General features: G+C 40.5%; 21 protein-coding genes, 1 tRNA gene and 1 riboswitch. Of the genes, 11 read left to right on the top strand and 11 right to left on the bottom strand.

Annotation, left to right across the window (positions count from 1 at the left end):
• Positions 1 to 79: 79 nt before the first annotated feature.
• Positions 80 to 1573, bottom strand: coding sequence for a peptide MFS transporter (locus LG273_RS02210; protein WP_379563863.1), 1494 nt, complete (start codon positions 1571 to 1573; stop codon positions 80 to 82).
• Between the two features lie 159 nt (positions 1574 to 1732).
• Positions 1733 to 5491, bottom strand: coding sequence for a 5'-nucleotidase C-terminal domain-containing protein (locus LG273_RS02205; protein ID WP_404457345.1), 3759 nt, complete (start codon positions 5489 to 5491; stop codon positions 1733 to 1735).
• 227 nt (positions 5492 to 5718) lie between these two features.
• Here LG273_RS02205 and LG273_RS02200 point away from each other — a divergent pair.
• Positions 5719 to 5791 (top strand) — tRNA-Ala (locus tag LG273_RS02200).
• A 143-nt stretch (positions 5792 to 5934) separates the two neighbouring features.
• The gene (locus tag LG273_RS02195; RefSeq protein WP_404457343.1) at positions 5935 to 7953 is read left to right on the top strand and encodes a prolyl oligopeptidase family protein; all 2019 of its coding nucleotides are present in this window, start codon (positions 5935 to 5937) and stop codon (positions 7951 to 7953) included.
• 83 nt (positions 7954 to 8036) lie between these two features.
• Here the strand turns inward: LG273_RS02195 and LG273_RS02190 are convergent, their stop codons facing one another.
• From LG273_RS02190 to LG273_RS02180, 3 genes are all read right to left on the bottom strand, one after another.
• Entirely contained in the window at positions 8037 to 8747 is a 711-nt protein-coding gene (locus tag LG273_RS02190) for an ABC transporter permease (protein ID WP_404457341.1), read from the bottom strand.
• Entirely contained in the window at positions 8744 to 9592 is an 849-nt protein-coding gene (locus tag LG273_RS02185) for an ATP-binding cassette domain-containing protein (protein WP_379563871.1), read from the bottom strand. The genes LG273_RS02190 and LG273_RS02185 overlap by 4 nt, the downstream gene beginning before the upstream one ends.
• A gap of 110 nt (positions 9593 to 9702) precedes the next feature.
• Complete coding sequence (locus LG273_RS02180) at positions 9703 to 10749, bottom strand: LytTR family transcriptional regulator DNA-binding domain-containing protein (RefSeq protein WP_404457339.1); 1047 nt, start codon at positions 10747 to 10749, stop codon at positions 9703 to 9705.
• Between the two features lie 90 nt (positions 10750 to 10839).
• Here LG273_RS02180 and LG273_RS02175 point away from each other — a divergent pair, with 90 nt between their 5' ends.
• The 6 genes from LG273_RS02175 (at position 10840) to thiE (ending at position 15781) form a co-directional block, all read left to right on the top strand.
• A complete protein-coding gene (locus LG273_RS02175; protein ID WP_379563875.1) occupies positions 10840 to 11973 on the top strand; it encodes a zinc-dependent alcohol dehydrogenase in 1134 nt (377 codons plus the stop codon).
• Positions 11974 to 12058: 85 nt separating this feature from the next.
• A riboswitch (TPP riboswitch) is annotated at positions 12059 to 12172 on the top strand.
• Between the two features lie 166 nt (positions 12173 to 12338).
• Positions 12339 to 12833 carry an energy coupling factor transporter S component ThiW gene (thiW, locus tag LG273_RS02170; protein WP_379563877.1) on the top strand — a complete coding sequence of 165 codons (495 nt, stop codon included), beginning with the start codon at positions 12339 to 12341 and terminating at the stop codon, positions 12831 to 12833.
• 61 nt (positions 12834 to 12894) lie between these two features.
• A complete protein-coding gene (gene tenA / locus LG273_RS02165; RefSeq protein ID WP_404457336.1) occupies positions 12895 to 13581 on the top strand; it encodes a thiaminase II in 687 nt (228 codons plus the stop codon).
• Positions 13581 to 14390: a bifunctional hydroxymethylpyrimidine kinase/phosphomethylpyrimidine kinase gene (gene thiD / locus LG273_RS02160; protein WP_404457334.1), complete on the top strand. Its 810-nt coding sequence runs from the start codon at positions 13581 to 13583 to the stop codon at positions 14388 to 14390. Before tenA ends, thiD begins: the two co-directional genes overlap by 1 nt.
• Entirely contained in the window at positions 14390 to 15166 is a 777-nt protein-coding gene (thiM, locus tag LG273_RS02155; RefSeq protein ID WP_404457332.1) for a hydroxyethylthiazole kinase, read from the top strand. The genes thiD and thiM overlap by 1 nt, the downstream gene beginning before the upstream one ends.
• Positions 15167 to 15781, top strand: coding sequence for a thiamine phosphate synthase (gene thiE / locus LG273_RS02150; protein WP_404457330.1), 615 nt, complete (start codon positions 15167 to 15169; stop codon positions 15779 to 15781).
• A 108-nt stretch (positions 15782 to 15889) separates the two neighbouring features.
• On the opposite strand, the gene LG273_RS02145 is transcribed toward thiE, so the two are convergent.
• Positions 15890 to 16633: a MerR family transcriptional regulator gene (locus tag LG273_RS02145; RefSeq protein WP_404457328.1), complete on the bottom strand. Its 744-nt coding sequence runs from the start codon at positions 16631 to 16633 to the stop codon at positions 15890 to 15892.
• Between the two features lie 185 nt (positions 16634 to 16818).
• On the opposite strand from LG273_RS02145, the gene LG273_RS02140 reads away from it, so the two are divergent.
• A complete protein-coding gene (locus LG273_RS02140) occupies positions 16819 to 17295 on the top strand; it encodes a hypothetical protein (RefSeq protein ID WP_379563889.1) in 477 nt (158 codons plus the stop codon).
• Positions 17296 to 17370: 75 nt separating this feature from the next.
• Complete coding sequence (locus tag LG273_RS02135; RefSeq protein WP_379563891.1) at positions 17371 to 17559, top strand: hypothetical protein; 189 nt, start codon at positions 17371 to 17373, stop codon at positions 17557 to 17559.
• Positions 17560 to 17610: 51 nt separating this feature from the next.
• Here LG273_RS02135 and LG273_RS02130 read toward each other — a convergent pair whose 3' ends face one another.
• Both LG273_RS02130 and LG273_RS02125 read right to left on the bottom strand, forming a co-directional pair.
• Positions 17611 to 19155, bottom strand: coding sequence for a BCCT family transporter (locus tag LG273_RS02130; protein WP_379563893.1), 1545 nt, complete (start codon positions 19153 to 19155; stop codon positions 17611 to 17613).
• Positions 19156 to 19420: 265 nt separating this feature from the next.
• Positions 19421 to 20242 (bottom strand): squalene/phytoene synthase family protein, encoded by an 822-nt coding sequence (locus LG273_RS02125; RefSeq protein ID WP_379563895.1) that lies wholly within the window; start codon positions 20240 to 20242, stop codon positions 19421 to 19423.
• A 364-nt stretch (positions 20243 to 20606) separates the two neighbouring features.
• On the opposite strand from LG273_RS02125, the gene LG273_RS02120 reads away from it, so the two are divergent.
• Positions 20607 to 20975: a carboxymuconolactone decarboxylase family protein gene (locus tag LG273_RS02120; RefSeq protein ID WP_404457325.1), complete on the top strand. Its 369-nt coding sequence runs from the start codon at positions 20607 to 20609 to the stop codon at positions 20973 to 20975.
• 73 nt (positions 20976 to 21048) lie between these two features.
• Here the strand turns inward: LG273_RS02120 and LG273_RS02115 are convergent, their stop codons facing one another.
• The 3 genes from LG273_RS02115 to LG273_RS02105 form a co-directional block, all read right to left on the bottom strand.
• Complete coding sequence (locus LG273_RS02115; RefSeq protein ID WP_379563899.1) at positions 21049 to 22542, bottom strand: GGDEF domain-containing protein; 1494 nt, start codon at positions 22540 to 22542, stop codon at positions 21049 to 21051.
• 264 nt (positions 22543 to 22806) lie between these two features.
• On the bottom strand, positions 22807 to 24000 hold the full coding sequence (locus tag LG273_RS02110) for a M20 family metallopeptidase (protein ID WP_404457323.1): 1194 nt from the start codon (positions 23998 to 24000) through the stop codon (positions 22807 to 22809).
• 174 nt (positions 24001 to 24174) lie between these two features.
• Positions 24175 to 25572, bottom strand: a complete 1398-nt coding sequence (locus tag LG273_RS02105; protein ID WP_404457321.1) for a YfcC family protein — start codon at positions 25570 to 25572, stop codon at positions 24175 to 24177.
• Positions 25573 to 25574 lie beyond the last annotated feature (2 nt).

Below are 25574 nucleotides of genomic sequence, written 5' to 3'. Positions count from 1 at the left end.
ATAGATAACTACTTAAATTTCCTCCAACATATAGAAAATCCAGCAAGGTTTCCCCTGCTGGATTTCTTTTGCCGTTTTCTTAGCGGACACCTTTCATGAATCGCTGAATCATTGGAGACATGGATAATAAAATAATACCCAATAGAATGGCAATACCACCGATAACCCCGAAATAGACAACCTCTGTCTCTGGTTTGTATAGCTTCACAATTTGCGCATTTATTGCCTGAGCAGACGCATTGGATAGGAACCAAAGACTCATCGTCTGTGCAGAGAATGCTTGTGGGGCCAGTTTTGTTGTAGCTGATAAACCAACCGGTGATAGACATAATTCCCCGATAACAACAAGCAAGAAGCTAAGAACAAGCCAGATTGGACTTACTAATGTTTCTGTCCCATTCATCGTTGCCGGAATGATCATAATTAGGAAAGAAAGACCAGCAAACACTAACCCAAATGAAAATTTCTTCGTTGTTGTTGGCTGACGTTCTCCCATTTTCACCCACATATTTGCAAAGATTGGAGCAAGTATAACAATGAACAGCGGATTCAATGACTGGAACCAAGATGATTGCAGCTCTAATCCAAACAGACTAAGCTCTGTGCGTTTATCCGCATATTCTGCAAGGATAATAGAACCCTGTTCTTGAATAGCCCAAAACATAATTGCAGCAATAAACAATGGAATGTATGCAAGAATTCTTGATTTTTCATCCGCATTTGTTTTTGGACTACGGTACATCACAATGAAATAAGCTGTTGGTATCAAGATACCTAATATACTAACAAGATAAGTAAAACGGTTAATCGTTAAAATACCTGTTGGAATTGTGATGAATGCCAATATAGCTATAATGACAGCACCTATAGCAAAACGTGAATATACCTTTTTCTTTTCATCGACCCCAAGTGGGTTAGGGACATAAGTTCCTGCAAGGCCAAGATTCTTCTTACGTGTGGCCATATAGACAATTAAACCTGCTAACATTCCGACTGCTGCTATTCCGAACCCAAGGTGATAGTTGTATTCTTGACCAACTGTTCCGACAATTAAAGGTGCGAGCAATCCACCCATGTTTATTCCCATGTAGAAAATACTGAATCCAGAGTCACGACGAACATCTTGCGGGCTGTACATGTCTCCCACAATATTCGAAACATTTGGCTTTAATAGTCCTGTACCGATAATGATTAAGAACATAGAAACAAATAATGCTGTCGTACCTGACGGAAGTGCAAGTACAATATGTCCTGCCATAATAAGTACTCCACCATAAAAAACTGTCCGTTGTGTACCGAGTAATCGATCGGCAATCCAACCACCAATTATTCCGGACATGTATACAAGTGACCCGTAGATGGCCATAATAGACTTCGCAGTTCCATCATCAATACCTAAACCACCATCAGCAATTTCGGTATACATATAGAATAGTAGGAGTGCACGCATTCCATAATAAGAGAAACGTTCCCAGAATTCTGTGAAAAATAATGTAAATAAACCTTTAGGTTGTCCAAAAAATCCCTTTTGAGGAACACTTTGAACAATTTGTTCCTTACTAAGTTTTTTCATGATGTAAATACTCCTCTATTTTAGAATAAACTGATAATTTCCGTTAAGGACAAAATACATCATACTCCTATAGAGGTAATACGTCAAACGTCAAAAAATACCAAAAATAGAGACCCACATTTTCAGGGGCCTCTATTTTATAGCTTTATTACATTCCTTCTAGCTTTCTTTTAGCATATTTCTTTTTCTAATGTAAACAACTAGACCTGTTCCAGCGCCTACTAATAGGAGCACAAGACCTACAATAAGGTAATTGTACATCTCTGTTGCAGTTTTTGGAAGTAGGCTTCCACCTTTGTCATTATTATCTCCAGGTGTGTTCTTTCCAGAGTCGTTACCTGGATTAGTTGCCCCATCATTCCCTTGATCATCGTTCTGGTCATCATTTGAATCGTTGTTGGAGTCGTCTCCAGGTGTCTGTGGATCTTCGTTTGGATCTTCTTCTGGCTGTGGATCCTCATTTGGATCTTCTTCACCTGGTTGATCAGTAGCAACGGCGATTCTTCCTTCAGCTTCATATTCGAAAGGGTTCTCCTCTGTACTCTCTAAGCTACGAACAAAATCCACTGTAGCATCCAGATCTGTAGGACCCATTTCCGGGCTCTCCCCCAACTCACTAATCGGGCGATATTTATCACCCATTGATGTTCCCATGTAGTTGTTTACTGTAAGCGTGAAAGTCTCATCAGGATCAATTGCTGTACCATCAGGATACGTTACATCTACCACAGTATTTGTTTCCGGATCCCATGTGTAATGGAAACCACTAATGCTATAGTCTGGCCCGTATTCTGGAGAAAGCTGTGCTTCGATAATTGGAGCCAAGTCAGCACCTTTAATTTCAAACATCATAAGCGTGTTACCAAATGGCTGAATGTTGTAAAGGTCTCCCCAAGTTACAGGTCCCGCTAGTAAATCATCACGGATTCCCCCACCATTCATCATGGCAAAATCACTACCCATTGCGTGGTTCATTCCATCTGCAATTAGGTTTCCTAAACCGTGATCGCCATCATTTGTATAATCTCCTGTAAGGTTTGTTGCATTATAGCCAATTACTTCTTCCATAATTGGTGCAATTTGCTCACTATAATGGTCTAAAACTCCTGCAACAGTTGGATCTGGAGTGTAGTTATCTTGATTAACAAACACGATCTCTGCCTCTGAATTTACAATATCGCCTGTTTCACGGTCAATTTGCAAATCTACATCAGCAAATGCTTTACCGTACTCGGAAGCTTGAACGATTAACTTGTTATCTACAACAGCATCAACTACTTGGTGGTTATGCGCTGCAAAGATAACGTCAACTGCATCATTTACTTCTCTTGCCATGTCTGCTGCATCACCAGTAGCACTTTCTCCATCTTGATCAGCTGGCATGTGTGATAATACGACAATTGCCTCAACACCTTGTGCTTGTAGCTCATCCACAGCATCATTTACTGCTGCAGCTTCATCTGTAAATTCAATGTCCTGGATTCCTGCTGGCATAACCATACCCGCAGAAGCTTGTGTATTTACACCGATGAAACCGATTTGCTCCCCATCTACCTCTTCAATATGGTAAGGGTCCAGTACTGTTTCTCCACTGTCCTTGTACACACAATTTGCACAAAGGTTCGGGAAGTTCATTCCATCATAACCTTCAGTTCCAAGCCCTTCAGGGTGCTCCCCGCCGTGTACCATACGAAGTAGTTCATCTGTACCTTCATCAAACTCATGATTCCCAACCGTTCCAACATCAAATCCCATTGCTTCCATGATTTCCACAGTTGGTTCGTCTTGAAGAAGACCAGATACTGGCGAACTTCCACCGATCATGTCGCCTGCATGTACCATTAGTGTATTGTCGTTGTCCTGCTCACGTTCTTTCATAGCAGAGGCAGTATAATCCATACGACCATACATATTAAATGTGCCATCTCCGTCTGGATCTAACTCATATTCTTGGTCAATTTTCCCGTGAAGATCGTTCATGCTTAACAATTGTACTAAAAGGTTGTCCTCACTAGGTACATCAGAATCTTCTTCTGCAGGAGTAAAGCCCGCAGCTTCAGCATCTTCTGCACTAGAATAGAACACGCGATGTTCTACAGGTACATCTGCCCAATTTTCAGGCTCTACATATTCATTTGTTTCTGTGTTACCCACATAACGGTGGAAATCTTCCTCTTCACCTTCATTAACATCCTTTGCACGGAACACAAAAGGAAGTTCAAGCAGTGGGTCTTCTGGATTCCAAATACCTAACCCAGCGTCTTTCGCTTCTTTTACAGCATCCTGGTATGTCTGGTACGCTTCTTCATCGAATGGTGGGATGAAGTAAGTAGAAGCATAGCCTTCTTCAACCATTTTAAGGTTTAAATTTGTACCGTCTTCTAAAATAACCTCTGCAAGCAAACGGCCATAATCATCTGTTGCTTCATCGCCAACTTTAATAGTTACTGCATCACCAGGCTGAATGAGTGATTGCATATATTCTGTTGCAGCCTCACCATGTCTTTTCTGGTTTTCATTAACTTCAGCACGTGATGGACCATTATTTGTTGGAGCATAAGTTTCTGGTGTATCCATGTTTAAAAATCTTACTCTGTCTCCACCGAGTACAGTTTCATTAATCCGAATTGTATCTCCATCCGTGACATAATCTACTGTTGCTTCATACTCACCAGCTGCAGATGGCGGTTCCGGCTGTTCTGCTGCTACTTTAATATCAACTTGCTCTGTCGGGATAAGCTGGTAGCTATTGTATTCACTAACAATCGCTGTAACGTCATACCACATACCCTCTTCAATTTGCGAAACATCTAATGCGTTTTCCATTACGCGTAATGTAGTTGCATTAAAATCTTCATCCATAAAGGAAATATTATATCCACCACCAGCTGGTGATGCTGGTACAGAAGAAACATAGCCATTTACTTGCACAAGCTCTCCTTCATACGCTTCTGCAGTAGAAGCATCTTGAAGTGTTGCAAGCGTAATGTCCTGAGCTTCTGGTAAAGGTTCTCCTTCCGCAAGAACTTCAATCGTCCCTGGAACTACTTCCTTTAATCCATTATATGTCTCTAATTCTCCAGTAACCTTGACTTCTGTTCCTTTTTCTAACTCTGGAAGGTCACCTTGCTCATATTTAAATATATTAATTCCGCCAGTTTTATCTTGGATGTATGTAGTAAATTGACCGCTCCCGCTAATAGACTCAGAATCTACCGTGACCACACCTTGTACTTCTACGCTAGTTCCATCAGCTAACTCTCTAGCTTCGGCGACGGAAACAGCTTGGGGCGTTTCCGGATCTGTCGGAGGGTCTTCTGGATCTGTTGGAGGCTCTTCTGGGTTATCTCCGCCTCTAACGTGGCTTCCTAATGAAGAGAAAGTGTCTTGATCATACCTTTCCCATTCCTCCACGTTAAATGTAGTTGTTGTTGATGTGATAGATTGATTACGTACTAGTGTTTGATCTTTTGCGAAATTAGCATCATTACCAATTTCACCAAACACATCAATCGGTTCATCATTTTTCGAAAGAACAATTGCATCATTTCCATTAAAGTTAGTTACACCCGATGTGGTATCAGCTACTTCTGTAATTTCAGGTCCAGCACCACTATTTGCTATAACATAAACCTCTCCACTTGCTAACATCCCATTTAAATCTAATGTACTATTAACCTCTTCATTCCCGTTACTATACAATGCGAGTTGATAGTTTGATAGATCAATCTCTGCACCTGTACCATTATAGAGTTCTATTGCTTTATTATTAGAACTCCCTTCAATGTACTCGGAAATAAGCAAATCGTCCGTAGTTGTCTCTGCTGCTGCTACGTTAATAACTGGAGCAAAATTTGTGAAAATCAACGTAAAGATCAGCAAAAACGAAAAAGACTTTTTCTTTAACAGATTTCGCATGAATACCCTCCATTAAAATAAGTATTATGCCATAAACTGACACATTTTTAATATGGCACAACACTCTACTAGAATCTATCGTAATTTAGTTAAGTTTATGTAAATTCGGAACTTTTGAACCATATAATTTAAAAAACAGTACAAATGAACCATCCTGCATGTAAACTGCACCACTAGTTTTCCTACTTGAAAAATGGGAGAAAAGCAAGTATAATAATATCTTGTCCGGGGCATTAGCTCAGCTGGGAGAGCGCTTCGCTGGCAGCGAAGAGGTCAGCGGTTCGAGCCCGCTATGCTCCATTATTTTAGAAAGGTCAGCAGAAAATCTGCTGGCCTTTTTTTGTGCTATTAGAACCTCCTATTATGAAGCGCATGAATTGATAGCAGGATTTCCCTTTTATTTGTCGAATCATTAAGGTAAGACAAAGAGGGGGGCATCTCCAATGAAAATAAAAAAAGATAATATTATAGAAGATTTTCACGGCACAAAGGTTAGCGACCCATATCGGTGGTTAGAAGATCCTGAATCGTCTGACTCGCTTGAGTGGAGCAAACAGTTCGGAGAAGAATGCTCTAATTACTTTTCCACAGCAACCAACCGCTATGAAGACAAACAGAAGCTAGACGCATTATTTCATTACACAAAGCATTTTGTACCAAAGAAGGTAAAGGATACCTTGTTCTATCAGCGCAGTGAAGGATTGCAAAACCAGGCTATTCTTTATAAATCGAAGGATGGACACGAATCCGTTGTGTTGGATCCGAATCAATTAAGTGAAGATGGTACCATTGCGCTGACTAATTACGCCATCAGCTATTCAGGGAACTACATAAGCTACGCCACATCCACTCACGGAAGTGACTGGCAGGAACTCCATGTTATCGATGTTATAGAAGATAACAAACTAGAGGATCATATTCAGCATGTGAAATTCACTAGCATTGCCTGGTTACCAGATGATTCTGGCTTCTATTACAGCCGTTTTCCTGAGCCTGGAACTGTAGCACCGGAGGATGAAAGTAATTTTAATAGCGTTTATTTTCATAAGCTAGGAACATCTCAACAAGAAGATATTCTTGTTCATGAACAGCCAGAAGACAAAGAGTTAATGTTCTCTGCTTTTATTAGTGATGATGAGAAGTATATTGGTTTAGCAGTATTTGAAGGAACCGCTACAGAGAATCGCATCTACATAAAACCAATTAACTCGAAGTCTGCTTTTACTAAATTACTGGATCAACAGGACGCAGAATACAACTACATTACAAACGACGGAAGTTTATTTTATTTTCAAACAAACTTATATGCACCTATGGGAAGAGTTGTAGCAATTGATATAAATGCCCCACAGCAAGAAAACTGGCGTGAAATAATCCCAGAACAGCAAGGTGTTTTAGAGGAAATAGTGGCGCTGAATGAAACTCTCATCACAGTAGTTATGCAGGACGCCCATCATCAGCTACATCTTTTTAAGAAAAGCGGAGAATATTTGCATGAGATTAAGCTGCCGATACTAGGCTCGTTAACCGATATTACGAGAAACAAAGAGGAGGATATCATTTATTTTGGGCTTACTTCCTTCCTTGAACCTACCACGGTTTATTCCTATAAGATAGAGCATGATAAGTTAGGAACTTTCGCCCAGTCAACCTTGGCTGTAGATACGGACCCATATAAAACGGTTCAAGTTTTTTACCCGTCCAAAGACGGCACCAAAATACCAATGTTCCTCACCTATCATAAAGACCTTGAGTTGAACGGACAAAATCCTGTCTTGTTATACGGATATGGTGGTTTTAATGTGAGCATGACCCCTTCCTTTAACCCTGCTATTCTTCGTTGGCTGGACAAAGGCGGTATTTATGCTGTCGCCAATCTTCGCGGCGGGACAGAATATGGGGAAGCATGGCATAGAGCAGGAATGCTGGAAAATAAACAAAATGTATTTGATGATTTTATCTCTGCTGGAGAATGGTTAATTGATAACAACTATACACGCAAAGATAAGCTTTCGATTATGGGTGGTTCGAATGGCGGTCTCCTTGTTGCAGCCTGTATGGTTCAACGCCCTGATCTTTTCGGTGCAGTGATTTGTCGTGTGCCCGTTATAGATATGCTTCGTTACCATATATTTACCATTGGGCGCTATTGGATCCCGGAGTATGGGAGTGCGGATAATGCAGATCAGTTCCCGTTCCTTTACGCCTACTCACCACTTCATAATGTGAAAGATGGTGCGAAATATCCACCAGTATTAATTGCAACAGCTGAAAGTGATGACAGAGTAGTTCCAGCTCATGCCAAAAAGTTTGCTGCGACATTAAAGGAGAAAGCACATAAGGATTCGACTGTAATCCTGCGCTTAGAAACCAAAGCTGGACATGGACTAGGAAAACCGACCTCCAAAATCATTGAAGAATGGGTCGATTTCTATGCATTTTTAGATAAAGAGCTTAGGTAAAGACAACGCAAAGGACCGAACATTCATTTAAGAATGTTCGGTCTTTCTGTTATAGAAGCTATACATGCACAGATCATAAAACTCTAGGCATCCATTTCCTTCTTCTTATAAGTAAACGCAGTCAAGATGCTTGCCACTACAATCCAGGCAAGTATTACCGCAAAATAGCTCCACAAGTCTGCGAAACCCGCACCTGCTTCAACCTCTTTTGCTAATTCAATTAGCTGTGTACTAGGCAAGTATTCAATAAAAGTAAGGACCGGATATTCCTCAATAAAGTTAAGGAATAACGATGCAAAAGAAAACAAGAACATGACAGGCAATGATAACACCGACGCTTCCACTATTGATTTGGTCAATAGTCCCATCAATGTTCCGACAGCAATGTAAAAGAGGCAAGAAAGTAAAATTGCTGCTCCTACTAAAACGTAATTGGCTGGCTCATATCCAGTTAAATAAGCACAGAGCACTATTGTTACAACCGTTAAAACCAAGGTAACGGTGCTTTTTCCACCAAGTATTTCTGGTAAAGTCGCGGGTGATAACATCAAACCACGTAGCGTGTTTTTTTCTTTTTCTTCGGCTATGATCGCACTTTGCACAAACACTCCTACTGCTGCAAAAGCTAGGTTAATAATTAAATAGTGCATATCAATCGTTACGTCGTCCATTCTCCCGTAAAAGATTGCAAGAACCAGTGGCATTAGCATCGTTGATGTAATCATCATATTTTTTGATAAATCTTTCATATCCTTTTGAATAATGGCATAAAATCGCTTCAATGAAAATGTCATACTAATTCCCTCCCTGTTACTTCTACAAAAATATCTCCTAATGTTGGTTCATTTGAATGTATGGACACAACTTCTCCAGACGCCATTCGCTCATAGATTTCTTTTGCCCCTTCTGGACCACCAGGCAAGCTGATCGTGCTACCATCCTTTAATTCCAGTGAAACAGTATTTTCTGCAAACTGTCTGCGCAAAGCCTTTGGTTTATCGAGAAGCTGAATTTTTCCTTTATGAAGGAAGGCAACGCGGTCACAAAGACTTTCTGCCTCACTCATGTCATGGGTCGTTAGGAATATTGTCGTTCCTTTACGGTTCAACTCACGCAGACCCTGGTGAATGTGCTTCGAGTTTGCAGGATCGAGCGCAGAGGTTGGTTCATCTAAAAATAACAGATCTGGCTCATGCAAAAGGGCCCTAGCTAAGGTAACACGCTGGATCATCCCTTTTGATAATTTGGCCACATTCTTTTTTCTTTCACCTGACAAGCTGACCATTTCCAATACTTCTGAGATGCGTATTGTCGGTACATCATAAAGCTGGCAATAGAGTTTTAAATTTTCTTCAATGGTAAGTCGCTGATACAGTCCACTGTTATCTGTGATTACCCCAAACCTTCTGCGATGTTCAGGTTTTTTTAAGGAAGCTGCTGGCCTTCCAAAAACAGAAGCTACCCCTGAAGTGTGGGTAAGTTGTCCTGTTAGAATTTTTATTGTAGTCGTTTTCCCTGATCCACTTGGTCCAAGAAAACCAAACGTTTCTCCTTTTTGTACAGAAAAATTTACGTCCTCCAGTGCTGTTTGATTTCCAAAAATCTTGGCGAGTGACTTCACTTGTATAATGTTTTCCATTCGTTTTCCTCCCAGTTGGTGTTGTTTTGCTATATCTCAACTATAGAAGGAAAACCGCGTTAAATCAGCACTTTTTCCGTGAATGGAGCAAATAACGGGTTGAATGGAGCTTATTTCAGGCCCAACATTTCCTTTAATTGCGTCATTTTTGTTTTGGAAAGCGGAATAGATGATTTTGCTTTATCATCTAAAATGAGACTATAACTATTTCTTGTCCATGTGATCACTTCCCGGACTTTTTGCAGGTTCACAATATAAGACCGATGGCAACGAAAGAAGCCAACATGTTGAAGTCGACTCTCCAATTCATTTAGCGTAAACAGGCAAGGAAATGATTCACCTTTAATATAGATATAGGATTGACCTTCCATGCTTTCCACATAATCAATTTCCTGTGGATCAAATAAAACAATCTTTTCATTTACCTTTGTTGGTATTTTATTGAATTGGAAAGGGTTTATGTTTTCCTCTTCGTTATCCTCTTCCCGTTCTAATTCTTCTTTAGTATTATCCTCCTCGGCAACCTGTACAGTATGAAGACCATTTTCATCCAGACGAAATACTTGATCTGCTATGGTTAATGCACTCTCCAAATTACCTGTGAGGATTAAACTGGTCGTTCCTTTCTTCTGTTGCTTTTTTAACAAGTTAATGAATACTCGCCTTGTTTCCATATCCACGTTTAAGTCTGGTTCTTCAAAGATAACGATATTTGCATTTTGAATGATCATTCTGCCAAAATGTACCCTTCTTTTTTCTGAGTCACTTAGATTCCGAATCCTCACCCGCCTTTTTTCCTGTAGCTGGGTGTCACTAATCACCTCATCCATTCGGCTACTTGAGTCATATAGCTTTATGATAAACGTAAAATAATCTTCTACTTTTAACCTCTCGTACATCCCTTCTTCATAAAAAAAGAAATTGATAGCGGACATATATGCTTTTTTATCTTCTTCTATCGTTTTTCCATGTATTGAAATTTTCCCGCTAGAAGCTATTGTCTTCCCTCCTAAAAGGTCGAGGAGCATTTTTCGCACATTTAGCGTTGAATAGATAGCTGTAATGTCCCCTTTACCTAAGGTAAGATCAAAAGCTGAGAAAAGAAGGTTATCCTTTGTATGTTTCTCAATATTGCTGAATATCAGCCCTTCTGACATGTTCATCACATCCTGATAATAATTGGTCTTGTTTAATAGTACTAAATATCGGAAATATTCTCTATAACTTATTTTAAAGGATGTGACGTAATGAAAGCTGTAACATACCAAGGGAAACAATCAATGGTTGGAAAAGAAGTACCTACTCCGGAGATCCAGGAGAACACGGATATGATCATACGCATTACGGCAAGCGGAATTTGCGGTTCCGACCTGCACCTTTATCATGGAGGGGTCGAGCCAGAAATCGACTACGTGGTAGGCCATGAACCAATGGGCATTGTAGAGGAAGTTGGTTCGGAAGTAAAAAACCTGAAAAAGGGAGACCGAGTTGTCATTCCATTTAATATTGGTTGTGGCGAATGCTTTTTCTGTAAAAACCAAATGGAAAGCCAATGTGATGAATCAAATCCACATGGCGAAGTAGGTGGGTTATTTGGCTTTACGGAACAAAACGGCGGATATCCAGGTGGACAGGCAGAATATCTGCGCGTACCATATGCTGACTTCACTTCTTTTAAAGTACCAGAATCCAGCGAATTAGATGATGAACAGGTACTATTATTATCTGACGTTATCCCAACCGCGTATTGGAGTGTAGAAAACGGCGGGGTAAAAGAAGGAGACACCGTCATTGTGCTTGGTTCTGGCCCTGTAGGCTTAATGGCACAGAAGTTTGCCTGGTTAAAAGGTGCAAAACGTGTCATTTCTGTTGATCAAATGGGCTACCGTTTAGACCACGCTGCTAAAACAAATAATGTCGAGACGTTTAATTTTAAAGAAAATGAAAATATAGGCGAATTATTGCATGAAGAAACAAAAGGTGGAGCAGATGTAGTCATCGACTGTGTAGGTATGGATGGTACAGTACCACCTAAAACTGAATTCGGATCTGAAATGGATAACCAATTCGGAACCATTAGCCCAATTGTTACGGCATCAAAAGCTGTAAGGAAATTCGGTACTGTACAATTAACAGGCGTTTATGGAACAGATGCTAATAGCTTCCCCCTAGGAGATTTCTTCACAAGAAATGTTGGGCTTACAATGGGGCAAGCGCCTGTTATCCATATGATGCCGAAGCTGTATGATATGATCGAACAGGGAAAATTTGACCCGACAGATTTGATTACCCACAAAATGTCTATAGATGATGCAGATAAAGCTTATGATATGTTTGATAAAAAAGAGGATGGTAGTATTAAAGTGATTTTTAAACCTTAATTTCTATCCATCTGCTCATGACAAAATGGTAATAGTCTGTTAATCTATAATCAACGGTACATTACCGTTACTAATTTTATACGAAGAAGACTACTAGGGGGGCCCGATAATGCCGGGCTGAGAGGTTAGCACAGAAGCTACCGACTCTTATGAACCTGATCTGGTTAATACCAGCGGAGGGAAGTAGTGGACAAAACGTCTATTCTATTTTCAATTGCCAAAGTCAGGTCCCCTTGTGACCTGGCTTTTTTGTATTGCCTAAAGGTGTTAGTCAAACAAAAGCGTAAGCGTCTGTTTAGGTGCTGGACGTATTGTTCTTCTTAGGAATGATACGTAGTCTTTTCTTCGGAAGAAAGGAGGTTACCATGAAAAAAATACATTTGCTTACCATGATGGCCGTGCTTGTTGCTATAGGGACAATTGGATCTCAATTCCTTTGGTTTCCTGCTGGGATTGCAAAAGCTTATCCTGTACAGCATGCGGTGAACGTTATTGCAGCGGTTTTATTAGGACCTGGTCCAGCAGTTGGCATTGCCATTGTAATTGGCTTAATTCGAAACATGCTTGGTCTTGGCACATTGCTCGCATTTCCTGGTGGGATGATAGGCGCTTTTCTTGCAGGTATTCTGTATAAAAAACTTGAGAAGAAACGCTGGGCAGCTGCAGGTGAGATGATTGGAACAGGAATAGTCGGCTCTCTATTCGCTGTGCCATTCTCCACCATTTTACTAGGAAATGCTGTCGGGGCATTCTTCTTCATGCCATCTTTTCTTGTCAGCAGTATTACCGGTGCGTTCATTGGTTTATTTATTGTCTCTCGCCTAAATCAGCGTGCTATTACCAGAATACAAGAAACATAGGCAAGGCCTAAATGAATTTGCGAAATCGATGACTTATTCATAAAAAAAGGAGGAAATTTTTATGAGCTTTTCAGAACAGTTAAGAAAAGAAAATGATGATTTGTTTGAAGCAATTTTTCATCACTCTTTTGTACAGGGGGTTGGAAAAGGAGATATTTCAAAAGAAGCGCTAGCCCACTATGTGAAGGCGGATTTTGAATATTTGAATGCTTTTATGCAAATCTACGGTATTGCGTTGGCCAAGTCACAGAATCGGGAGGATATTGCTTACTTTTTTGACCAAATAAAATTTGTGCTTCACGATGAAATTCATCCACACAGGAATTTCTGTGAGCACATCGGTGTCAAGTATGAAAATTTGCAAGGCCACCCACTTCCACCAACTGCAGACCATTACATTAAACATATGATGTACCATGCACAAATGGGATCGCCTGGAGAGATTCTTGCAGCCTTACTTCCTTGCCCGTGGACGTATTGGGAAATTGGTCAGACATTAATGAAAGAATTTGAACCAAGTATAGAGCACCCTTTTTACGATTGGATCTCTTTTTACGTTGGAGAAGAAATCGAGCACACGACCAATGAATTACGCACTCGTCTCGATCAATTTGCTGCTAATAGTTCTCCTGAAGAAAAGGAAAAAATGAAAGACGCATTTCGTAAGAGCTGCCAGTTAGAATTAAAATTTTGGGAAATGGCTTACACTCTCGAGGAGTGGCCATTTGCTGTAAAGGAGCTTAGCTGATGACCTACGTACCGTGCGCCTTAACCATTGCGGGCACTGACCCAAGCGGAGGTGCTGGCATTCAAGCAGATTTAAAGACATTTCAGGAATTAAAAACATATGGTATGTCTGTCATCACCTCTGTCGTAGCGCAAAACACCACAGGCGTGCAGGATATAAACCATCTTTCTGTTGCATTTATTGAACAGCAGCTTGAGTCGGTTTTTTCCGACATGCCAGTACACGCCCTGAAAACAGGAATGATTGCCAATGAGGCAATGATGCGAGCAGTAGCCGCACGTCTTGCGAGCGTAGACGCCGCCTATGTAATGGATCCTGTTATGGTAGCAACAAGTGGCGATTCCTTAATTGATGAGGAATCGCGGCAATTCTTAAAAAAAGAACTGCTCCCACTCACAACCATTGTGACGCCAAACTTACCTGAAACTGAATTTATAACAGGGAGAAAGATAGAGACAACAGAAGATATGAAAGATGCTGCTGCTTTTATTGTAGATGAATTACATGCTGGCGCAGCACTTATTAAGGGAGGACATTTACAAGGAGAAGCAGTAGATTTCCTTTATGATGGCCACCAGATTCATATGTATTCCGAGGAACGTATCCCTACAAAAAATACGCACGGGACAGGATGCACCTATTCTGCCGCCATAACAGCAAATTTAAGCAAAGGGCTACCACTCCATGAAGCTGTCAGACAAGCAAAAAGGTTTGTGACTGCAGCAATACGAAGCTCTTTTGACATTGGTTCAGGAAATGGCCCAACAAATCATTGGGCTAGTAGAACAAAGGAGGAACAAAGAAGCTAATGAATGCAGATATTATAAAAGACGCTAGAAGGACCAAACCGCTAATTCACCATTTGACCAATCAGGTTGTCATGAATTTTACGGCAAATGGCCTGCTTGCTTTCGGCGGTGCTCCTGTCATGGCAAAAGCAGAGGAAGAAGCAGCAGATATGGCTACTGCAGCTAATGGCGTATTAATTAACATTGGCACATTAACCTCCGCAGAATTACCGGCTATGATCAAGGCCGGGGTGGCAGCCAATCAAAAAGGAATCCCTGTTGTTTTAGACCCTGTTGGAGTAGCAGCAACTTCCTTTCGCATGGACGCTGTAAAACAGCTTACTGATGAAATTCAGTTTACCGCTATTAAAGGAAATGCAGGTGAAATGGCTCATCTTGTGCAAACTCCATGGGAAACAAAGGGAGTCGACTCTATTGGAAAAGGTGATGCAAAGGAAGTAGCCAAGAAAGTCGCAGACACCTTACAAACATCCGCTGTTGTCACAGGGGAAACAGATTATATTTATACAAACGGAAAACTGTTCAGCAACCAATCTGGTGATCCATTATTAGGTAGCATTACAGGTGCAGGCTGTTTACTAGGGTCGATTATGACAGCTTGTTTGACTACCGATCACAATACAGAAGATTGCCTCAAAACCGCTGTATCTTTTTATGGATTCGCTGCCTCCTATGCAGCAAATCAACAACAAGTACAGGGACCAGGTAGCTTCTTACCTACGTTTATAGACGCCCTGTCGATGGATGTGCAAACACTAGAAGAAAGGGAGAGTTAAATGGAGGCACACCTATTGCGCAAGTACTTTATTATGGGAAGTCAGAATTGCGATAGAGATCCCATAGAAATTTTAACAGAAGCAGTTCAGGCTGGTATCACTGCTTTTCAGTTTCGTGAAAAAGGGCCCGGGTCACTAGCTGGCTTACGGAAAGTTGTGTTAGGAAGGCAATTAAGGGAGATTTGTTATGAATACAGCATCCCTTTTTTCGTAAATGATGATTTAGAGCTTGCAGAAGTTTTAGGAGCAGATGGAATTCATGTTGGCCAAGATGATAGATTTGCAGAGGAAGTAAGAGCACGATTTCCTGATAAAATAATTGGCTTATCCGTATCAAATTCACTAGAGTTGGAGAATAGCCCTTTATCGGCAGTTGATTATCTTGGTGCAGGCCCTGTTTTTGCAACAGGGACAAAAAGCGATGCTAAAACTCCCGTCAGCACCAAATGGATCTCCCAAATTAGAAAACAGCACCCAAATTTCCCACTCGTAGGAATTGGTGGAATTAACACAACCAATTCTAATGAAGTAATGGAAGCCGGTGCAGACGGTGTAGCTGTCATCTCAGCCATCACCAAGGCAAAGGATATCCAAGCAGCAGTGCGAAGTTTGTAAGAGGAGAAAGACGTGGCTGATTCAATTGTTTCGTTATCCACAGCACTAGAATTCTATCATTTCATAAACGATACAAAAGAAGAAGGGAGCATGTAAGAGCCCCCTTCTTTATTTCCTTTTATCTGCATAGATGGCCATAGCATCTCGCATAAATACTGCAAGGCCTTCTCCAAACTGATCAATATTTTTCGTAAAACGCTGGTCCTCAACATACATTTGCCCTAACCCTTTAAAGGCCTCAAGTGAATACCTGCCCATTGTATTTAAGAAAAGATACCACTTTTCAATTTTTTCTTGTGCTACATCAGAGGCTGGATCCAGATGGCGAACCTCTGCCAATTCTCGGTAAATGGAATTAAACTTATTCTCAAACTCCTGTTTTTCTTTACCTGACATGCTGTTTAACTTTTCTTTTGATTCCTCCACAGCTTTATCCCCCCATCGCTCACGAGCCTCTGCTTCATAAGGGTTCTTGCTGAAATCGAATCCTTCAAATTTTTCCTTTGCACTCATTTTTCTCTCTCCTTTCCTATACTCAATTGTCTTATCAATTGTTCTAACCATTTTGTCGATTCGACCTCGTTTTTCCAAAAGCATCTTTTTGTGCAATGTTAACGTCTCGTGCTGATCAAAGGAGGGGCTCGTTACAATCTCTTTTATTCTCTTTAAAGGAAAGTCCAGTTCTCTAAAAAATAAGATTTGCTGCAGCTTCTCTAAATCTTTCCCAGAGTAAATTCGGTAACCCGCATCTGTTACCTCTTCAGGCTGTAATAAACCGATTGCGTCGTAGTGATGTAGTGTGCGCACACTAATACCAACTAATTCTGCTACTTCTTTTACTTTCAGAGCCATCTCCCCCTCTCACTAATCACTGTAAAGTATAACGTAACGTTAGAGTCAAGAAGTAAAAATGCTTTTTTTAAATTTATTGATAAAAAACAAAGGAACATATGACTACTGCCCAATTTTTTTAAATGAATCCCAAAATAGACGATCGACCATATATTAGTATGGAGTATAATTGAGGAGGTAACTTAATGGATTATTATAATAAAACCCCATACGATCATGAATATGATGAAGAAAGACAGATAAATTTCCCTGGGCAACTTTTCGGAGGAATATTTGGACCTGGTAGCGGATTTCCTGGTTCACCCGGACAAGGCGGCTTCCCAGGCTCACCGGGCCAAGGTGGCTTCCCAGGTTTTCCACCAGGACAGGGCGGCGGATTCCCGGGACAAGGAGGGTTTCCAGGGCAGCCTGGGTCACCACCTTCTACTCCGCCACCATCTTTTCAACCAGTCCAGCCACAAGCCCAATTATTTGCTGTAGATCCTGGCGCCATACGTAGCTGCCTGTTCCGTTTCACTTTTATCTGGTTACGTTGGCAATCATTCTGGTTCTTCCCTACGTTTGTAGGAAGAAACTCTATTTCTGGATTTAGATGGACTGGAAATAGATGGGTCTTTTTCGGAACTGATTTAAACAATATTCAATCCTTTCAATGTTACTAAGATAGCCACAAGAGGGCGAGCACACACCCTTCTTCCACTCCTTTTCATAGAATAATGTGAAAGGAGGAATCCAACGTGTATCAATTAGCTTTGCTTTATTTAGCTTGTGTTCTTGCTGGTTTCGGACTCGTCAATGTCCCATCCTCCGCCATTATCACCGAAGAAATAGCCAACATACTTGATCTTGTTGGCAGCATTGCCATTATTATTTTTGGCGGAGCCATTCTTTACCTTGGTTTTAAATCACTATTTAATAAAAAATAGATAAAAAAGACACCTTCACTCAGGTGTCTTTCTTTTATGGGAATATGCTTCCTATTTATTCATCTTTTTAACCATCTCTCTTTGCCAAATCAATCCCTGCTCAATCGCCATCTTTCTAGCTACTTTTGGCGCATTCCATAATGGCGGAAGAAGAAGTAGGGATACTGGTACCGCAGTGATGACAATCGAATTTTGGATAGAAGAGATGCTATCTTCCCCAATGGAAAGAATAACAGCAGTTGTTAGCCCAAAGATTGCCGCCCAAAACACACGCAACCACCTTCTAGGGCTATCATTCCCTGTAAGCGTAGCGGCCACAGTATACGACATCGTATCCACCGTTGTCGCAACAAAGACAATGGATACTATTAAAAATCCTAACCCTATCCATGTTCCTAGTGGCAGTTGATCGGTGATCGCCATTACAGCTGCAGGCATACCACCATCATTCAACGCGTTTGAAATAGAACCTGGCTTCTCTACTTCAAAAAAGATTCCTGTTCCACCGACAATAGAGAACCAGAAATTATTCACGATTGGTGCGACGATGGAGACCGCAATAATTAATTCACGAATCGTTCTTCCTCGGGATATTCTGCTAATAAATACGATTAACATTGGAGCATAGCCGATAAACCAACCCCAGAAGAATATCGTCCATGCACCTAACCATGCATGATCCGAACGAAACAGACTCATGGTAAAGAAGTTTTGGATATGATGACCTGTACCACCAACAAAGCCATCTAAAATAAACATAGTCGGTCCTATAATTAATACAACGATTGCTAAAAATATAGTAAGGCCAACATTATAACGGCTAAGCGTTAAAATACCTCTATCTACTCCTGTTGCAGCAGAAATAGCCGCAATCACCGCTAATCCTATGACAACCACAATGCTTACAGTTAGCGTATTGGGTACATCAAATAGGTGGTGTAGCCCATAGGATATTTGCAGGCCAAGAAATCCTAACGGGCCAAGCGTCCCTGCAACCGTTGCAATAACGGAAAAAATATCTGCTGAGGATCCAAGAATGCTTTTATGGTAAATTTTCTCTCCGAAGATGGGGTAGAGTAACCCTCGGGGGCGCAAAGGAAATCCTCGATTGTAATGTACATACATCATAACAATCGTTGCAAGTGTACCTAGAATAGCCCAGGCCGTGAATCCCCAGTGCATAAAAGATTGTGCTAATGCGGCGTTAATATTGTTAAACTCTCCTCCACCAAATAAGGGCGGTGTGGTCATAAAATGATACATTGGCTCTGAAGCAGCCCAGAAGACACCTCCACTTGCCAATAGGGTTACTAAAATCATTGCAACCCAACGGAAATAACTGTACTTTGGTTTATCCTGTTTTCCTAGTCTTACTTTTCCATACTTAGATATAGCTAAACCTAATCCAATAAAAAAGTTCCCTAACAGCAGCAACTGCCAGTAAGCACCAAAAAATGTTGCAGAGTAGTCAAATAGACTATTGATGGCATTACCAACCATTTCACTATTGATTAATGAAAGTACAATAAATGCAGTTAGAAAACCACCACTAATGATGAAAACTGGCCAGTCTAATTTCTTTAATTCACGCTTCACGCTTTTCCTCCTAATTTTTTAGGAGCAAGTGTCTAAAATTGGTTTAAAGCTTTGTCATTTGAGACCGTTGGATGGAAGTTGACTATTATGAACTTCATAATAACCCTGACGATATACCATCAGCTTGCCCTTTTTATAACACAGCTCAACATTATAGGTTAATTTTCCTGATTGGTCAAAATATTACTACATCTCTCTTGCATGCTTCTCCACTAATTTTCCCTTTATAGCAGTTCATAGTCCACTTTTAAATTTATTTTCGCATTTATTCGTTTACAATTTCCTCAACCGTCTGTTCCACTTCATTTCGAGACATTTTCTCTTTCCCATCCTGCATCGCTTTTAAAGTTCTTTTTGCTAGTGCTAAAGGAATTTTACAAAAATGCAAAATGTGGCGAGTTTCAATAGATTTTATATATATATCGGCTTTTGCAAGATTATTACTGGCATACGTAAACAAATCCGCTCGCTTCCATCCATCTGGTATAAAATGCACTCCACGTTCGGCATCTTCTTCTTGGTTACGTAGCATGTTTACAGCCTGAAGACCTCTGCCATAACCAATTGCCAAGTCTCTATCTGTTACCGTCCCATCATACCATTCCCAGATATCAGACAGCATGACCCCAACCAGACCTGCAACATAGTATGTATAATCATCCAAGTCCTCTTCTGTATGTACCACCCAGTCTCGCTTAGCCCAATCTGCCATCCCTTTTGCCATAATACTAGTGGATTCCAGTACCTTACCCACAATGCCAGTTGGACATACTTCAATCCATTCCCCTAATCTTAAGGTTACCTCAGGTAAGATCGTCTTATACGGCTCAAGCAACTCGCTGTATGCTTGCTTATCGAATCTATCTAATAATAAAAGGGAACTGATTTTGTTTAGTAACACATGTTTCGTGTCGTTATCCAGTGCTTCATGATCTTCTATTTCATCAATGGCCCGCATGCATAAATAAGCGGAACCAACCGCCATTTTTAATGGTTGCTTTAAAAGGGTGATCGGTATGTAAAATGTTCTGCTTGTTTCTTTTAAAACGCGCATGGCGTCTTTTTCTAAACTTGTCTTCTTAATCAAGGTGTTTTCCTCCCTTATTTCCTTGATGTATTATAAGTATAACAACCCTGACATGCTTACGCCACTATCCATATCGCTTCTGGTAAAGTAGAAGGCTCTCCCCCTAATAACATCAGTCAATCCCCCCATTGTCTATATGAAATAAAACTTTACTTGGCGGTGACTTTACTGCCAGTTAAGGCGGAATAGAGATTATTGCTAATTCCATAATTTCACACACATAATTTTCCCAATGCCTAGAAAAATATAAAGTGAAAAAGAAGATTATCTGCGACATACAGGCTGTCCAATGTACTTCCTGCCAAACAGTTTAGCATATTCGCACTTATATGGCGTATTTAGCCTGCAAAATGGAGGGAAAATAATGGAATCACATGAATCGGAACTAGTAAATTATTTTGACCAATCAATTCTTGATTTTAAAGAGGGAACAAGTCGTTTTGAAGCAAAGCTTCCTAAGATAACAAAAGGATATTTCGAATTTACAGAAGCTTGCTTTGAAAAAGGAGCTTTAACAAAGAAGGAAAAGCAGCTAATTGCACTTGGTATTAGCATTTATGCACAAGATGAATACTGCATCATGTACCATGCAAAAGGTTGTGTCGAAAATGGCGTTTCAGAGGAAGAGTTCATGGAAGCAGTGGGAGTAAGCGCAGCGATAGGTGGCGGCGCAGCATTTGCACAAGGAGTCACCCTGGCAATGGACACCTTTGATTATTATTCCCAAAACTAATAAACGTGCTGAATCCGTTCTAAAAATAGTTCCCAAAGCAAAAAGCTGTCAAAAGGGTACCTTCTTGACAGCTTTACATACCTTGCACAAATGAGCCGCTTTCATTGTACACATAGTATTGATTTTTTCCTTTTTGCTTGGAGGCATATAAGGCAATATCTGCTTTTTTATATAGTGTATCAATATCTATGCCATCCTTTGGTGTGATGCTAATTCCGATACTCGCTGTCAACGGGATACCGCTGACATCTGTAACAGATTGAAACAGATGTGAAATAGCATTTAGAAGCTTCTCTGCTACATCGGCCGACTCCTCCACTGTACTATTCGGTAACAAGACGATAAACTCGTCTCCTCCCATACGAATGGCCGTATCTTCCTGACGACAGTGTCTCTTAATACAAATCGCTACCTTTTTAAGTAATTCATCTCCTTTATCATGACCTAAAATATCGTTTACCTTTTTAAAATGGTCTAAATCAATCATAAGTATGGCAGTTTCTTGTCGTTCCTTCATTCTTTTTTCCAAAATTTCTTCAAAGGCCGTGCGATTTTTCAATCCTGTTAGCCGGTCATGAAAAGCCATGTGCATTGGTCTGGCCACCCATTTTGAAATAAGTAAGGCAAGTGCAATAGTTACTAGAAAAACAATAGCAAGCTGCCATAGAAAAATCGTCCGATTCTGCGATAAGATAGTACCCAAACTCTCGCGGTTATAATTAATCTCCACAACCCGGTTGGTTGAAATGCCTTGCTTGTTATCAGCAGCATAATAAATATATCGATATAGGGCAGGCTTTCCTTGCCATTCACCTTCTACTTCAGTGATTTCCCCTGTGTTAATTGCATGATTAAATGCTTCCTGTCTTTTTAAAGGTTTTGAATGATTTTCCGTCATTGCTCCAAGCTTAAAGCCATCTGTATTTAACACATTTATCTCATTAATCGTATTATACCTTTTCTCCAAATCTTCTATAACACGAAGAAAATTAAACTCTTGGAAAATTCGCTCATCCGCTAAGGAGTAGCCGAGTTCAAATATGTAATCCTTGTCTGGCGTAGCCATATAGCTAAACTTCTTTAATTCGCCAGTTTTTTGTTGGACGTCCAGCCCGTCCGTTGTAAACTCACCAGCTTCTCGACGCTGGTCTAGTAAATTGGAAAAATCAGTACAGCAGGAAGCAAAGTCCAATCCTTGGTCTTCTTTAAAGCTTGTATGTATAATGACATTTTCATCATTAATAATATATACATCCATTCCAATTTCTTCTTTTATTGTTGCAAAATCCCAATCTTCAAAAGTCGGATTAGCTTGATAGCGTTCGATCAGTTCTTCTGTATGTTCCTTCATTTCCTCAGTTATTTCTTGGTCAAATATGGTATAGGCTTTATCGATTGTACTTAATGAATTGATCACAATATCTTCTGTCTGCTGAATTTGTGCTTGATTATTGTTAATTGCCTCTTCTTTCAGCTTTAAATAATCGATAATTGCAATACTGAAAGAAATAACGAGAGCAAAAGTAATCATCGTAATAAACAGCTTAAATCGGAATTTCGCCTTCACGTCCCCACCTCTCTCATAAAAATACTATGCTAAATTTACCAAAAATTCAACTGCGCATAGGGAATAATACCCAAATTTATTTAGAAATAACCTTATATTCACAAATTACTGGAAATACCTATGTAATTGATAGACATCCCTTGGAGATTATGTGTTTTCCCTATAAAGTGAAACTTCATTTGGTGGGGGTCTTACTGCCAGTTAAGGCGGGACAAAAAACCCCTGAATTTACGCTGCCATGAGCAATATCCAGGGGGTTTTTAATTATTTGTTTCTAGTATTTTGCAAAACAAGTCGAATGAATATCCTACCAATATCAAGCATAGCACGCTCGTCTACATCAAATTTCGGATGATGGTGTGGATACACGGCATTTAGTTCAGGGTTTCCTCCCCCTACCGTGAAGTAAACACCAGGTATTTCCTTCTGGTAGAAAGAAAAATCCTCACTGCCCATCATAGGCGTATGCTTAATGGGATAATCTGAACCGAATGTATCTATTACTATTTCTTCTACGTGCTTCGTTAGTCCCGGATCGTTCCAGATGGAAGGACAGTCTTTAACGTACTCGAATTCAAATGTGGTACCTGCTGCCTCGCAAGTTGATTTCGTTATATGTTTCATTGCCTGCTCAATAATGGAACGGGCTTCCTCATCATAGGTTCTGACTGTCCCTTTAATTACAGCGGTATCGGGAATAACATTTGTTGCTTCCCCACTGACAAAAGAGCCTACTGTAACAGCTGCTGCTTGCTGAGGGTTTACCCTTCGACTAACAATTTGTTGCAAGTTAACGACTAACTGACTACCCGTCACTAAGGGGTCTATAGCTAAATGAGGCTCAGACCCATGGCCCCCTTTTCCACGAATGACAATCTTGAAATCATCCTGTGCCGAGGATGCAAAGCCTTCTTTTACACTAAACGTTCCGAGTGGGTCTGTCGACATGACATGTGCACCATAAATCACATCCACATCTTCCAAGCAACCATCTTCAATCATTGGCTTTGCACCACCAGGGGTCGACTCTTCAGCAAATTGATGAATAAACACCACATTTCCTGGAATTTCTTCTCTAAACTTGCTTAACACATTTGCAACACCTAAAAGGGCAGCCGTGTGAAGGTCATGCCCACAAGCGTGCATGGCACCTGGGATCGTTGACTTATATGTAACCTCTTTTTCGTCTTGAATAGGAAGTGCATCGAAGTCGGCACGTAGGGCAATTGTCTTACCGGGCTTACCACCTTTTAGTGTTCCTACAACTCCTCTTCCCCCAACACTCCTTCTAACTTCAATACCCAAATCCTCCAAATAATCGGCAATCTTTTGCGGTGTTTGCACCTCTTGGTGTGAAATCTCCGGATGCATATGAAGATCCCTTCTGAAAGCCACTAATTCTGGATAAAGCTCGTGCAATAACTTATCAAGATTCTCCATCAATTTTTCTACCTCCATTACAAAGTGAAACTTCACTAGGTGAGGGTTCCTTCTCTCCCCCAGCAAATGTTAGTTGAACGAATCGGTCCTTTACTGGCAGTTGATCCCCGGGGGCTTTCTGCAAGTTAAAGCCGGAAAAACTATTTTTAAAAATTTTGGGCTCCCTCGTTAAGGAAGCCCGTTTCAAACCTTTTACCAAATAAATAGATGTGCAATGGTTACAAAAATAGCACCAAGTGCATATTGGATAAGGATTAATGGCCAAATCCATTTTATCCATTTTACATAAGAAATACGAGCAATGGCCAGGGCTGCCATTAATACTCCAGCAGTCGGTGCAAAAATGTTAGAAATACCGTCACCAAACTGGAATGCCAGTACTGCTGTCTGGCGATCAACACCAAGCAAATCACCCAGAGGTGTCATGATTGGCATACTTAGTGCAGCTTGTCCACTACCTGATGGTACAATAAAATTCAACGCACTTTGTGTTAAGTACATTCCAATGGCTGATAAGCCTGATGGCAATCCAGAAACAATATTGGAAACTGCGTAAAGAATTGTATCAATCGTGTTGGTTTCCTGCAACACAACCAAAATAGCGTACGCAAAACCTACAACTAGCGCCCCTAACACTAGCTCCTCACAGCCTTTTACGAAAGACTCAGCTATTTTGTTCATTTTCATTTTACCTACTATTCCAATTAAAACACCCATTAGCAGGAATAAACCAGCTATCTCTGTAATATACCAGCCTTGTAATGTTACTCCAAGGGCAAGTCCAACAAGAGTTAAAATTAGAATGGCTAAAATAACAATTTGCCTTTTCGACAGCGTCGGTTGGTCAAGGGCGTTTGTTTTTTCCCTTTTCTGGTCTTCCTCATACACAATGCTTTTTAATGGGTCGTTTTTAACCTTGCGGGCATAAATCATTACATAAGCAATGCTGACTCCAAGATACACGAGCCAAAAAATAAACCTAACACTCATTCCTGAGAATGTTGGTAGCTCTGCGATTCCCTGTGCCACCCCCACAGTGAATGGATTCATAAATGCAGCCGTAAAACCTGAATAGACTCCAACGAGGATGGCAGCAGTCCCAACAATGGAGTCAAACCCCATCATAAGCGCAACAGGCACCATGATCAGTATAAATGGAATGGCTTCTTCCGCCATACCAAAGGTAGCACCAGCAACAGAAAAGAATAGCATAACAACGGGTATAATCCATAATTCTTTTCCTACTAATTTTTTAGATAATGAGCCAAAGGCGCTTTCTAGTGTGTTGGTCGCACGAAGAATGCCAAAAGCCCCTCCTACAAGAAAGATAAAGAATATAATTTCGGAAGCCTGTACCATCCCTGTATGTATGGTTTGGAAAATATCAAAAAAACCGATTGGACTAGCATCCACACTACTGTATGTCCCATCAACTACAATGGTTCTGCCATCTGCATTAGTCTCTCTTTCAAACTCACCTGCAGGAATGAAGTACGTAATGGCGGAAACAAGTATGACAAATCCAAACAGAATAATAAATACATGTGGAAATTGGAACTTCTTCTTAGAGGTTGATACTTCGTTGGACATTT

The organism is Oceanobacillus kapialis, assembly GCF_044790185.1.
Taxonomy (GTDB): domain Bacteria; phylum Bacillota; class Bacilli; order Bacillales; family Amphibacillaceae; genus Oceanobacillus_B; species Oceanobacillus_B kapialis.
Note: the sequence above shows the minus strand (reverse complement) of the source record. Positions and strands in the feature narration are given on the sequence as shown.